Source organism: Stutzerimonas degradans (assembly GCF_024448505.1).
Classification (GTDB): domain Bacteria; phylum Pseudomonadota; class Gammaproteobacteria; order Pseudomonadales; family Pseudomonadaceae; genus Stutzerimonas; species Stutzerimonas degradans.
Genome location: NZ_JAMOHV010000006.1, coordinates 148,132 through 160,425, shown reverse-complemented (window position 1 = coordinate 160,425; position 12,294 = coordinate 148,132). Strand labels below are relative to the sequence as shown.

Here is a 12,294-nt window from a genome sequence, read left to right as displayed (position 1 = left end):
CTCTCTGTAATTGGCTAAATCCGTGGCTTTCGGGAATTTTCTTCATGCAGGCGTACCAGCGCGAGTTCATTCGTTTTGCCATCGAGCGCGGTGTTCTGCGCTTCGGTGAATTCACCTTAAAATCCGGCCGCACCAGTCCGTACTTCTTCAATGCCGGATTGTTCAACAGCGGCAGCGCGCTGGCTCAGCTGGGCCGTTTCTATGCGGCGGCGGTGATGGAAAGCGGCATCGATTTCGATGTGATCTTCGGCCCGGCCTACAAGGGCATTCCGCTTGCCGCCGCGACGGCGATCGCGCTGGCCGAGCAGCACGAGCGCGATCTGCCGTGGTGCTTCAACCGCAAGGAAGCCAAGGACCACGGCGAAGGCGGCACCCTGGTTGGTGCGCCGCTGGCGGGGCGTGTGCTGATCGTCGATGACGTGATCACCGCCGGCACGGCGATCCGCGAGGTCATGCAGATCATCCAGGGGCAGCAGGCCCAGGCGGCGGGCGTGTTGATCGCGCTCAACCGTCAGGAGCGTGGTCAGGGTGAGCTGTCGGCGATTCAGGAAGTCGAGCGCGATTACGCAATGCCAGTGATCAGTATTGTGTCGTTGTCGCAGGTGCTCGAGTATCTGGAAGAAGATAATCAGCTCAAACAGCATCTGCCCGCGGTGCAGGCCTATCGCGCGCAGTACGGAATCTGATCAGGGATAGGTATCTCGCCATGCTCCAGCCGGTAATTCGCTTGCTCGTTGCGCTGGGACTGCTGACTGCGACGCTGGCGGACGCCGCCGAGCTTTATCGCTATACCGACGAGCGCGGTGTGGTGGTGCTTGACCGGCATGGCGTGCCGCCGCAGCACATCGGCCGCGGTTATGAGGTGCTGAACGAGCAGGGGCGGGTCGTCCGGGTGGTGCCGCCGGCGCCCACGGCCGAGGAAATGCAGCGCCAGCGGCAGGAGAAGGCTCGCGCGGCGGCCGATGTGCAGCTGCTGCGTCTATATGCCAGCCCGGACGATGTGGAGCGTGCGCGCAAGCGCAAGCTGGCGGAACTCGACAGCGTCATCGGCATTACTCAGAGCAATCTGCAATCGCTGCGCACGCAGCAGGAAATGCTGCGGGCCCAAGCCGCCCAGCACGAGCGCGCCGGTCGTGAAGTTCCGCAGAATCTGCTGACGCAGATCGCCAATCTCGAAAAGGAGCAGTCGGGGCTGCAGCGTGACCAGGCGCGTTACCAGCGCGCCAAGGTCGAGGCGGACGCGAGCTTCGCGCGTGACCGCAAGCGTGTCGCCGAACTGCTCGGCGATCGCTGAGCCGTCTGTCCACTTTCGGCACAGCCGCAATCTTGATCACGTGCAGCTATTCCCGGGGCGCTAACAAACAAGCCGCTCTGGATCAATGCTTTTAAGGTATGGATGAGTAATCGCCTCTGGGCCTGTACCTTTCGCCGCGAATTTTCGACGGTGAGATGATCGCATGAAAGATAGCGACCTAAGCAGTTATCGGGAGCGTCACAGACCGCGGTCCGCGTTTGCCTCGCGCAGCGACTATCTGGAACATGAGCTGCAGATCATGGCGCCGCGACGCTGGCGTCCGAACCTTCCATTCCGCGATTACCGCTTCGAGGTCGAGGATTGGGTGCCGGCCATGGCCGCCACCATCGGTAAGATCGTGATGGTCGCTGCGGTGGTGGCGGCGTTCGCCGGACCGTTGGGGCTGTCCAACGAGTTCGTCATCGAGAACGTGCGCTTCGAGATGCTGATCGCGGCGATCCTCTTCGTCGTGCTGTTCTCCGGTTTCCTCAATCCCACCGCCAACCTGGCGGGCACCCATGGTCCGCTGATCCCCCTGATCCCGCTGATCGTGGCCTCGGGCGGCCATCCCATGGCGCTCGGCCTGATGGTCGGCTTGCTCGGCTTCGCCCTCGGCGTCGCACGTGGCGGCAGTCTGCTGGCGCGGCTGACCAGCGACGGGGTGTGCGGCGGCTTGCTGCTGTATCTGGGCTTCATCGGGGTGTCATCGCAGATCCAGAAACTGTTCGCCTGGGCTAACGGCTTCGACATGGGCTACATCGCCTTCGTGGTGGTGCTGTCGACCATCGTCATGTACGCCTACCTCGAGCACATTCGCATGCGCTGGCTGGCAATTCCGCTGGGCTCGGTGCTGGCGGCGGTGATCGCCTTTGCTCTTGGCGCGCCATTCGAGTTCTCCACCGAGCCGGGCATTCCCAACCTCAACCCGGCGTATTGGTGGGGTGAAAACAGCGGCTGGCAGCTCGGCCTGCCAGAACTGCATCACTTCGTCGCCGTCGCGCCATTCGCGGTGTTGGCCGTGGCGATGTGGTCGCCGGACTTCCTCGGCCACCGTGTGTTCCAGCAGCTGAACTACCCTCCGCGCACGGACAAGGTGCTGATGGACATCGACGACACCATGTGCGTCGCCGCCGCGCGTCAGGCCGTGGGTACGGCCTTGGGTGGCGGTAACCTGGCCTCGTCCTGGGGCACCTACATGGTGCCGGCGGCGATCGCCAAGCGGCCGATTCCGGCGGGTGCGGTACTGACCGGCCTGCTCTGCGTGCTGGCGGCGATCCTCGGCTACCCGATGGATCTGGCGATCTGGCCACCGGTGCTTTCCGTGGCTCTGCTGGTCGGGGTGTACCTGCCGCTGCTCGAGGCTGGCATGCAGATGACCCGCGAGGGCAAGACTTCGCAGTCGGCGGCGATCGTGGTGTTCTCCTCGGCACTGGTCAACCCGGTGTTCGGCTGGTCGCTGACCGTGCTGCTCGACAATCTCGGGCTGATCGGCGACAAGGAGCGTGGCCAGAGCCTCAGCCATATGCACCGCTGGGTAATCCCGACAATCGTGTTCATCCTGCTTTGCGCGGTGATGCTGGGTGTCGGCATGTTCCCGGGGATCCCGGCCATGTTCGAGTCCTTCCGCGTCGACCACTGACGGCGCGGGCACGAAAAAGGGGAGCTGATGGCTCCCCTTTTTTTGGTCCGACCGCGGTGTTCAGCGCTGGTTGTTGGTGATCAGCGTACCGACACCAACGTCGGTGAAGATTTCCAGTAGCACCGCGTTGGGCACGCGCCCATCGATGATGTGCGCGCTGGTCACGCCGCCCTGAACCGCTTCGAGGGCGCAGCGGATCTTCGGCAGCATGCCGCCGTAGATGGTGCCGTCGGCGATCAGCGCATCGACCTGGGCGGTCGAAAGGCCAGTGAGCACGTTGCCTTGCTTGTCCATCAGGCCGGCGATATTGGTAAGCAGCATCAGCTTCTCGGCCTTCAGCGCCTCGGCCACCTTGCCGGCGACCAGGTCGGCGTTGATGTTGTACGACTCGCCATTGTCGCCCACGCCGATCGGCGCGATCACCGGGATGAAGTTGCCCTTGACCAGCATTTCCAGCAGTTCGCTGTTGACCCCGGTGACCTCGCCGACATGGCCGATGTCGATGATTTCCGGCTTGGTCATCTCCGGCGTCTGCCGGGTGGCTTTGAGCTTCTTCGCGCGGATCAGCCCCGCGTCCTTGCCGGTCAGGCCGATGGCGCTGCCGCCATGCTGGTTGATCAGGCTGACGATGCTCTTGTTGACCTGGCCGCCGAGGACCATCTCCACCACGTCCATGGTCTGGCTGTCAGTCACCCGCATGCCGTCGATGAAGTGGCTCTCGATGTTCAGCCGCTTGAGCAGGTCGCCGATCTGCGGGCCACCGCCGTGCACCACCACCGGGTTGATGCCCACCGCCTTCATCAGCACGATGTCGCGGGCGAAGCCGGTCTTCAGCTCCTCGCTTTCCATCGCGTTGCCGCCGTACTTGATCACCAGCGTCTTGCCGACGAAGCGGCGAATGTACGGCAACGCCTCGGAGAGGACCTGGGCGAATTGGGTGGCAGCTTCACGGCTGAGGGTCATGCAGGGCTCCGCAGAATCAGAACGGCAGTTTGAGGTCGGGTGCAACGTTGTGCAGCTGCGCGCGGAAGACGTCCTGGATGCGGCCGAGCTCTTGCGCGCTGTCGGCCTCGAAACGCAGCACCAGCACCGGTGTGGTGTTGGAGGCGCGGATCAGGCCCCAGCCCTTGGGATAGTCGACCCGTACGCCGTCGAGCGTGATCAGGTTGGCCTCGCCCCACTGGGCATCCCGTTGCAGGGCGTCAATGATGGTGAATTTGCTTTCTTCTGTCACCGTGATGTTGATTTCCGGCGTGGAAACGTCGCTCGGGAAGGCGGCGAACACCTGCTCGGCATCGCGCTTGTCCTGGCTGAGGATTTCCAGCAGGCGCGCGGCGCTGTAGATACCGTCGTCGAAGCCGAACCAGCGCTCCTTGAAGAAGATGTGGCCGCTCATCTCGCCGGCCAGCAGTGCACCGGATTCCTTCATCTTCTTCTTGATCAGCGAGTGGCCGGTTTTCCACATCACCGGGCGACCACCGTAGCCGCTGATCAGCGGTGTCAGGCGGCGCGTGCACTTGACGTCGAAGATGATGTCGGCGCCGGGGTTGCGCGCCACGACGTCCTTGGCGAAGAGCATCAGCAGACGGTCGGGATAGATCATGGTGCCGGCATTGGTCACCACGCCGACGCGGTCGCCGTCGCCATCGAACGCCAGGCCAAGGTCCGCCTTCTCGGCTTTGACCTTGGCGATCAGGTCGACCAGATTCTCTGGCTTGCCCGGGTCCGGGTGGTGGTTGGGGAAGTTGCCGTCGACCTCGCAGTACAGCGGGATCACCTTGCAGCCCAGCGCCTCGATCAGTTGCGGGGCGATGACCCCGGCGACGCCATTGCCGCAGTCGACCACCACCTTCATCGGCTTGGCCATGGCGATGTCGGTGCGAATCTGCTCGAAGTAGCGCTCCAGCACGTCGACCGGTTCGACGCGGCCGACGCCTTCACTCAGGTCGCCGGTTTCAATGCGCTGGCGCAGCGCCTGGATCTGCTCGTTGGCCAGGGTGTCGCCGGCGATAACGATCTTGAAGCCGTTGTAATCCGGCGGATTGTGGCTGCCGGTGAGCATCACGCCGGATTTGCCGGCGAGGATGTTGGCCGCGTAGTAGAGCACCGGCGTCGGCACCATGCCGATGTCGCTGACCGTGCAGCCGCTGTCGACCAGGCCCTGGATCAGATGCTGGACCAGCTCCGGGCCGGATAGACGACCGTCGCGGCCGACCGAGACATTCGGCTCGCCCTGGGCGAGGCTCTGCGAGCCTACGGCGCGGCCGATCCAGTAGGCGGTCTCGTTGGTCAGGCTGTCGCCGACAATGCCGCGGATGTCGTAGGCGCGAAAGATGCTGGCGGGCAGTTTGGGGGCTTTGGCGCTGCTCATTGCGGTTTCTCGCTCCTTGGTGTCGAGGCCGAACAGGTCCAGGTCCTCGTCGAGAATATCGATGTCGAGAATGTCGGTATCCGGCACGCGCGGATCGACATACTCCTTGGTCGGTCGGACGGCAGGCGCCGCCGCGGCTTGCGTGACTGCCGGTCCGACGGGGCGAAGCGGCAGGCGGGCCATGTTCCGTGCCAGCGCTTCGAGCGCCGGCAGGCTCAGGGACGGTTGTTGGATGGCCCGGCCGCTGGAGAGTTCCTGCACGAGGCGGTTGATCTGCAGCACGTCGTCACGCAGGCGCCGCTGCTGGGCGCTGGCGAGGAACTGCAGACCGAGCAACAGACCTAAGAGCGCCAGCAGCGCAGCCCCCAGCAGTATCAGCGGCGAGGCGCCGGTCGCGGTCGTGGCGGGCTGGAAACTGAGCTTCCAGTGCGGATTGCCGCTGGCCAGCGGCAGCAGCGGTCCGTTGCCGCTACCCTGCTGGAGCAGCACCTTCTCGGGCGAGTTGTCGAACTGCTGCGTCAGACGCAGCTGGCCGGCATCGGCCGGCAGGCGGGGCAACGTGGCGAGCAGGCGGTCGAGCTCGATGACGCGCAGCAGTGTGCCCTGGACGGCCTGCTCGGCGGAGGCGCGCAACGGCGCCGCGCTGTAGAGCAGCCAGCGCTTGCCGACCTGAAAGGCCTCGACGGGCGGGGCGTCCCCGCTCTCGGCGCGCTGCAGCAAGTCCAGTGCGGCAAAATTAATCGGCCCCGCACGTTCGGGCGTCGGGCGGCCGCGGCCGCGTGCGCTGAGATGTGCATCGACGACACCCGGTTGCTGGCGCAACGTCTGCTCGAGAGCGGCGATCTGTTCGGCTTGCTCGCTGCGCAGCGCCTCGAGCAGTCGCGGGTCGGCGGCGATGGCCTGGGTATCGGCCTGTAGCTGGCGCACGGCCTGTTGCAGCGCGCTGGCCTGGCTCTGCCCCCAGGCTACGGCAAGCTCGGCCTGTTGCTGACGCTGGGCGTCCTGGAGGCCGAACCACAGCAGTGCGGCCGCGGCACCCAGGCCGAGCAGGCCGGGGAGCAGCCCGTTCAGCAGCAGATTGGGAGCAGCGCGGGTGGGGCGTTTGTTGTCGGCGTTTGCCGGGGTCAACAGGTCCGGTTCCTTGGCGGTACGCTTGAAGAGTGCCATGAGGCTCCTCGATTCATCCTGAAAGGGGGGCGTTGGATCAATGGCTGCCGGAGTGTCCGAAGCCGCCGGCACCGCGGTCGCTGCTGTCGAACTGCTCGACCAGCTCGAAGCGCGCCTGCACCACCGGTACCAGCACCAGCTGCGCGATGCGCTCGCCGACGGCGATGGTGAAGTCGCTCAGGCCACGGTTCCAGCAGGAGACCATCAGCTCGCCCTGGTAGTCCGAGTCGATCAGGCCGACCAGATTGCCGAGCACGATGCCGTGCTTATGGCCCAGGCCCGAGCGCGGCAGAACCAGCGCCGCGAGTCCCGGGTCGGCGATGTGGATCGACAGCCCGGTCGGGATCAGCAGCGTCTGGCCCGGCTGCAGCACCGTATCGCTCTGCAGCATCGCGCGCAGGTCGAGGCCGGCCGAGCCGGAGGTGGCGTAGTCGGGCAGCGGGAAGTCCCGGCCCAGGCGGGGGTCGAGAATCTTGGCTTGTAGCTGGTGCATGTCAGGCCTGCCTGTAGCGATCGGCGATGAAGGCCACCAGCGCGCGGGCGATGTGCCCCTTGCTGGCCTGGCCGAAGCGGGTTACGTGCTGCTGGCGATCGATCACGCTGACCGCGTTTTCTTCGCTGTTGAAGCCGATGCTCGGGTTGGCCACGTCGTTGGCGACGATGAGGTCGAGATTCTTGTCACGCAGCTTGCGCATGGCGTAGTCGAGCAGGTTCTCGGTTTCGGCGGCGAAGCCGACGCAGAACGGGCGATCCGGGCGAGCCGCCAGGGTGGCGAGGATGTCCGGATTGCGCACCATCTGCAGCAACAGGCCGTCGCCGGTAGTGGGGTCTTTCTTCAGCTTGTGCGGCGCTACCACCTCGGGGCGGTAGTCGGCCACTGCGGCAGCGGCGATCAGCAGGTCGCAGGGCATCGCCGCTTCGCAGGCAGCGAGCATGTCGCGCGCGCTGACCACGTCGATGCGCTGCACGCGATCAGGCGTCGGGAGGAACACCGGGCCGGTGACCAGCGTGACCTGCGCGCCGGCTTCGGCGGCCGCCTCGGCGAGGGCGAAGCCCATTTTGCCCGAGCTGTGATTGGTGATGTAACGCACCGGGTCGATGTTTTCCTGGGTCGGTCCGGCGGTGATCAGCAGGCGCAGACCGCTCAGGCGGCCGTTCTCGAAACAATCGGCGGCAGCCTGGGCCAGCTCTTCGGCCTCGAGCATGCGGCCCATGCCGACATCGCCGCAGGCCTGGCTGCCGGAGCCAGGGCCGAACAGGCGAATGCCGCGCTGTTCGAGCAGTTGGCGGTTGGCCTGGGTCGCCGGGTCGGCCCACATCGCCTGATTCATCGCCGGTGCCAGGGCGACCGGGGCGTTGGTCGCCAGCACCAGGGTGGTCAGCAGATCGTTGGCGATGCCCTGGGCGAGGCGCGCCATGAGGTCGGCAGTCGCTGGTGCGATCAGCACCAGGTCGGCCCAGCGCGCCAGTTCGATATGGCCCATCGCCGCTTCGGCTGCGGGGTCGAGCAGATCCAGATGGACCGGGTGACCGGAGAGCGCCTGCAGGGTCAGCGGCGTGATGAACTCGCGGCCGCCCTGGGTCATCACCACTCGTACTTCAGCGCCGTGGTCGCGCAGACGACGCACCAGTTCGGCACTTTTGTAAGCGGCGATGCCGCCGCCGACGCCCAGGACGATGCGTTTACGATACAGCCGCTGCATAGGCCTGCCTTGTTTCTTGTAGAGGATTGCCGGAGTGAGAATTGCGTCGGAGCCGCGCGGGCACCCCGGAAAAATGACGGGCTAAGATAGCACAGCGTCCGCGACGGAGAAGCGGGCCTGCTCGACAGGGAGGAGACATGAGCATACGTGACTGGCCGACGGCGGAGCGGCCGCGGGAAAAGCTTCTGGAACAGGGTGCGGCGGCGCTTTCCGATGCCGAATTGCTGGCGATTTTCCTGCGTACCGGCGTTGCCGGCCGAAGCGCGGTAGACCTGGCGCGCCACCTGCTCGGCGAGTTCGGCGGCCTGCGCGCGCTGCTCGAAGCCGACCTCGATCAATTCACCACGCATCTGGGGCTGGGCCCCGCCAAGTACGCGCAGTTGCAGGCCGTGCTGGAGATGGCGCGCCGGCATCTGGCCGAGCGGCTGCGCCGGGATTCGGCGCTGGAGTCGCCGCAAGCGGTGCGCGATTACCTCAAGGCGCGCCTGCGCCACGAGCCGCACGAGCTGTTCGGCTGCCTGTTTCTCGATGCCAAGCACCGGGTGCTGGCGTTCGAAGTGCTGTTCCACGGCACCATCGACGGCGCCAGCGTTTACCCGCGGCAGGTGGTCAAGCGCGCGCTGGCGCAGAATGCGGCGGCGGTGATCCTTACCCACAATCATCCCTCCGGCGTTGCTGAGCCGAGTCAGGCCGATCGCCAGCTGACCCAGCGTTTAAAGGAAGCGTTGGCACTGATCGACGTGCGCGTGCTCGACCACTTCATCGTCGGCGAGGGCGAGCCGCTGTCGATGGCCGAAGCGGGCTGGATGTGAGCGTCGTTACGCCAGCAGCGGCACCAGCAGCAGCGGCCCGAGCGCCAGCAGCACGAAGCGGCCGTTCCAGCCGAAGGCGATGTGCCACGGCGACAGCCCGGCATGTCGCGCCAGCATCAGCGCCGAGGGGCCGTAGGGCGACAGCAACATCGCCAGCGAGAAGCCGGCGAGCAGCGCTACCGCCGGCTGCATGATGGCCACGCCCTGTGCGGCCAGTTGCGCCAGCAGCGCGGCACACAGGTTCAGTGAAATGATCGGTGCGACGCCAAGCAGGGCCAGTGCGATGACCGCAAGCATGCCGGCACTGCCGAGGCCGAACAGTGCCAGCGGCGAGGTGCCGACGTACACGACCAGCACGTCGACCGGAACCAGTGCGGCGACGAGCCCGCCGAGCACGGCCGAACAGGCAAAGATAAAGGTCTCGTTGCGCATGCCGGCCAGGGTGTCGCGCACCTGGGTATGAATCGCACCGAACCCTTCCCCCTGTGCGCGCAGCACGCCGACCACCGCCAGCGGTACCAGCAGCATCGCCGCCTGAGTGGCGGACAGCGGGGTAAAAGCCGCCAGCAGGGCGATCAGCGCGATACCCAGCAGGCTGCCGAGCAGCAGGCTCCGCAGTGATTGCGGTGGTGCCGGTGTTTCGCCGGACTCGGTGCGACGCAGCTGCCGCAGCCGACGGTTCTCCAGCGGCCAGCCGATCAGCAGCAGGAGCAGGGCGGCGAGCAGGCCGAACGGCAGCAGCGCCTGCCAGCTCAGTCCCGGCAGTTCACGCGTGAGAATGGCCACCGCGACGCTGGTCGGTGCCAGCAGCGGTACCAGAGCGAAGCCGCGCAGCGCGGTAACCATTACTCCACGTCTTCCTTCGCGGCGCTGCGTCTCGCTGTAGCCGCCGTGTTGCAGGTGGCGCTCGAGCGAGCCGCAGACCAGCGTGAGCATGCCGAAGCTGAGGATCGAGCTGATCGTCAGGGTGCTCAGCAGATAGCTCGGATACAGCAGCGCGGGCGATCCGGCCAGCAGCCGCCGATGCAGCTCGCCAAGCGGGCGCAGGCGCTCGGCCTGGCAATGCATCAAACCCAGCGCGCCGACGAAGGCACCGTAGTACGCGGCCGCCGCAAGCAGACGCTGGCCCTGCTCCCAGCTGGCTGCGCCGCTCAGCAGCCAGTAGCCGAGCAGACCCAGCGTGACCAGGGCGAGTCGGCGCGGGTAAGGCATCAGCGAACGCCAGTGCCAGACGAAGAACAGACTCAGCAGCACCCCGCTGGCAACACTCAGCGGGCGCGTCCGAGTCGCCAGTGCGAGCAGTTCGCAGAACAGTGCCAGCGGCAGCAGCGCGGTCATGGTTCGGTGCGTCTCGATAATCGGTAAAAACTCGCCCGGCGAAGCGTGCACGGAGAGCGGGCGAAACAGGCGTGCGAACAGGAGGCGTATATAGAAGGCAGGCTGTCAGTCTCCGAACGCGCGGTCAATTGCGCAGAACGTTGTTCTGCAAGGCGAAATACCGTTGCATCATCAGAACCACTGGGCGCCGCCCTCGATTTTTCCGATCGGCGGTTCGAGGGCTGCGGTACGGCATGGCCGCAGCGCCATAGGCAGTTGGCCCGTGCGCCGCGCCTCGTGGCATGCGCGGGCGTAACGGACTGTTGGCACTTTGCTACTAAGGCACTACTGACTTTCGTCGCGAAATATGGGTAAAACGCTTGGCCGATCGACAAGAACAAACAGAGGCCGTCCATGCGATCTACCCCTCGCCTTAACGCGCGCGCCTGCCTGCTGCACGGCTTGGCCATCTGCGCCGTGCTGCTGCTCCACTACGCAATCACCCTGCCGTTTCCGCTGCTGGCCGCGCTCATCCTGGGCGCGGCTCTGGCGCCCTGGTTCGGTGTCTGGCGTGCGGGCGGCGAGACGAGCAGTGTGGCTGGGGCCGAACCGCAGGCCTTCACCGAGCTGAGCAAGAATCTCTCCCGGCACACCTGCCACAACGCGTTGTCGGCCGCCCAGGTGGCCTTCAGCGCCGAGCAGCTGGCCGGCCGGCTGCAGTCGCAGCTGCAGGCGGTCAGCGAGATTGCCAATGGCGCCGAGGCGATGGCCGCCACTGGCCAGGACAGCGCCGAGCGCGCCCGCCATACCCTGGAAGCAGCGCAGGCGGTGCGGCGCAGCAGCGATGCCGGGCAGACCGAACTGCTGCAGGCTATCGCCCGCATGCAGCAGCTCAGTGCGCAGACCCAGTCGAGCCGCGAGCTGATCGACGGCCTGTCGGCGCGTACCGAGGAAATCCGCCAGATCACCGACGTGATCCAGTCCATCGCCAGCCAGACCAATCTGCTCGCGCTCAATGCCGCCATCGAAGCGGCCCGGGCCGGCGAGGCGGGGCGCGGCTTCGCCGTGGTGGCCGACGAGGTGCGCAACCTCGCCGCGCGGACCTCCAGCGCAACCGAGGAAGTCGGGCGCATGGTCGCCGATATCCGCGAGCAGAGCGGCGCCGTGGTCAGCCATATCCAGCAGCAGGCCAGCGAACTGGACGAAGCCGCCGCGCAGATCGCCGGTACCGGCCAGCAGCTGACCGGCATCACTGAACTGGCCGGCGGCGTGGAAGCTCAGGTCGCCGAGATCACCTCCGGCACGGCCAGCAACCATGAACGGCTGACCGCGTTGTTCGTCGCGCTCGACCAGCTGCGTGCCGATGCGCTGGACAGCGAGCAGCAGACCCGTCAGCTGGAGCAGGCCGCCGAACGCCTGGTGGCGCAGGCCGAGAGCGCGAGCGAGCGCCTCGCCGAGGTGCAGCTCGACGACTATCACCAGTCGATCTACGACCTCGCGCGCCAGGGGGCCGCGGACATCGCGGCGCGCTTCGAGGCGGATATCGACGCCGGGCGCATTGCCATCAACGACCTGTTCGACCGCAACTACCAGGCGCAGCCGGGTACCAATCCGTTGAAGTACCACACCCGCTTCGATAAGTACGCCGATGGCGTACTACCGGCGATCCAGGAGCCGCTGCTGGCGCGCCACGACGCGATCGTCTACGCCATCGCCACCACGCCGGAAGGCTACGTGCCGACCCACAACAACGCCTTCAATCATCCGCCGGTGGGCAATCCCGAGATCGACCGCAGCCGCAGTCGCAGCAAGCGGCTGTTCAACGACCGTACCGGCGGACGCTGCGGCAGCCACCAGCGCAGCGTGCTGCTGCAGACCTACAGCCGCGACACCGGCGAACTGATGCACGACCTCTCGGTGCCGATCATGGTCAAGGGGCGTCACTGGGGCGGGCTGCGCCTGGGCTATCGGCCGGAGGCGCAGGCCTGACG

Annotated in this window: 10 protein-coding genes; 5 read left to right on the top strand and 5 right to left on the bottom strand. The window is 66.2% G+C overall.

Going from position 1 to position 12,294, the window contains the following annotated elements; genetic code table 11:
• The first annotated feature begins 44 nt into the window (after positions 1-44).
• The 3 genes from pyrE to NAV27_RS10530 all read left to right on the top strand — a co-directional run bounded on the left by pyrE (position 45) and on the right by NAV27_RS10530 (position 2,933).
• Positions 45-686 carry an orotate phosphoribosyltransferase gene (gene pyrE / locus NAV27_RS10540; RefSeq protein WP_008568418.1) on the top strand — a complete coding sequence of 214 codons (642 nt, stop codon included), beginning with the start codon at positions 45-47 and terminating at the stop codon, positions 684-686.
• A 20-nt stretch (positions 687-706) separates the two neighbouring features.
• The gene (locus tag NAV27_RS10535; protein WP_102829048.1) at positions 707-1,294 is read left to right on the top strand and encodes a DUF4124 domain-containing protein; all 588 of its coding nucleotides are present in this window, start codon (positions 707-709) and stop codon (positions 1,292-1,294) included.
• A gap of 163 nt (positions 1,295-1,457) precedes the next feature.
• The gene (locus tag NAV27_RS10530; protein WP_102829047.1) at positions 1,458-2,933 is read left to right on the top strand and encodes a DUF3360 family protein; all 1,476 of its coding nucleotides are present in this window, start codon (positions 1,458-1,460) and stop codon (positions 2,931-2,933) included.
• A gap of 60 nt (positions 2,934-2,993) precedes the next feature.
• Here NAV27_RS10530 and argB read toward each other — a convergent pair whose 3' ends face one another.
• The 4 genes from argB to coaBC are packed head-to-tail and all read right to left on the bottom strand — an operon-like array spanning position 2,994 to position 8,174.
• The gene (gene argB / locus NAV27_RS10525; protein WP_043297861.1) at positions 2,994-3,896 is read right to left on the bottom strand and encodes an acetylglutamate kinase; all 903 of its coding nucleotides are present in this window, start codon (positions 3,894-3,896) and stop codon (positions 2,994-2,996) included.
• Positions 3,897-3,912: 16 nt separating this feature from the next.
• Positions 3,913-6,471 (bottom strand): phosphomannomutase/phosphoglucomutase, encoded by a 2,559-nt coding sequence (locus tag NAV27_RS19235; protein ID WP_102829046.1) that lies wholly within the window; start codon positions 6,469-6,471, stop codon positions 3,913-3,915.
• A 37-nt stretch (positions 6,472-6,508) separates the two neighbouring features.
• Positions 6,509-6,964 carry a dUTP diphosphatase gene (gene dut, locus NAV27_RS10515; protein WP_102829045.1) on the bottom strand — a complete coding sequence of 152 codons (456 nt, stop codon included), beginning with the start codon at positions 6,962-6,964 and terminating at the stop codon, positions 6,509-6,511.
• A gap of 1 nt (position 6,965) precedes the next feature.
• The gene (coaBC, locus tag NAV27_RS10510; protein ID WP_102829044.1) at positions 6,966-8,174 is read right to left on the bottom strand and encodes a bifunctional phosphopantothenoylcysteine decarboxylase/phosphopantothenate--cysteine ligase CoaBC; all 1,209 of its coding nucleotides are present in this window, start codon (positions 8,172-8,174) and stop codon (positions 6,966-6,968) included.
• A gap of 137 nt (positions 8,175-8,311) precedes the next feature.
• Between coaBC and radC the strand changes: the two genes are divergently transcribed.
• A complete protein-coding gene (gene radC / locus NAV27_RS10505) occupies positions 8,312-8,986 on the top strand; it encodes a RadC family protein (protein ID WP_102829043.1) in 675 nt (224 codons plus the stop codon).
• A 6-nt stretch (positions 8,987-8,992) separates the two neighbouring features.
• Here radC and NAV27_RS10500 read toward each other — a convergent pair whose 3' ends face one another.
• On the bottom strand, positions 8,993-10,324 hold the full coding sequence (locus NAV27_RS10500) for a hypothetical protein (protein ID WP_102829042.1): 1,332 nt from the start codon (positions 10,322-10,324) through the stop codon (positions 8,993-8,995).
• Positions 10,325-10,717: 393 nt separating this feature from the next.
• On the opposite strand from NAV27_RS10500, the gene NAV27_RS10495 reads away from it, so the two are divergent.
• Positions 10,718-12,292, top strand: a complete 1,575-nt coding sequence (locus NAV27_RS10495; RefSeq protein WP_180981445.1) for a methyl-accepting chemotaxis protein — start codon at positions 10,718-10,720, stop codon at positions 12,290-12,292.
• Positions 12,293-12,294: the final 2 nt, after the last annotated feature.